This is a genomic window from Duganella vulcania (assembly GCF_009857655.1).
GTDB classification, from domain to species: Bacteria; Pseudomonadota; Gammaproteobacteria; order Burkholderiales; family Burkholderiaceae_D; genus Rugamonas; species Rugamonas vulcania.
The window spans coordinates 1-360 of record NZ_WWCX01000311.1 but is presented as its reverse complement, the minus strand read 5'-3'; the positions used below and the strand labels follow the sequence as shown (position 1 = coordinate 360).

The 360-nt window shown below is 69.4% G+C and carries 1 protein-coding gene; it reads right to left on the bottom strand.

Annotated features, from left to right (window positions below):
- On the bottom strand, window positions 1-360 hold a 360-nt coding region (locus GTP90_RS36150), incomplete at both ends, for a hypothetical protein (protein WP_161087974.1).

Genomic DNA, 360 nt, shown 5'->3' with positions numbered 1-360 from the left:
TCAGGATGGCGATGGCGGCCACCTTGATGGCCGACAGGTCGGCCGTTTCCAGCGCGGCGATGTCGTTGGTCGACAGCGCGGCCACTTGCGCGGTGCCCAGCGCGGCGGCTTCGTTGGTGGTCAGCGCAACAACCTGGTTGGTGGTCAGGGCCTTGACCTGGTTGGCGCTCAGCGCGGCGATCGCGTTGGTCGACAGCGCGGCGAAGTCGTTGGTCGACAGCGCGGCAACACCATTGGTGCTCAGGCCGGCGGCCTGGGCGGCGGTCAGCGCGCTGGCCTGGCCGGTGGTCAGGGCGACGATCTGGTTGGTGCTCAGGGCGCCCACTTGAGCCGAGCTCAGCGCGGCGAACTGGTTGGTCG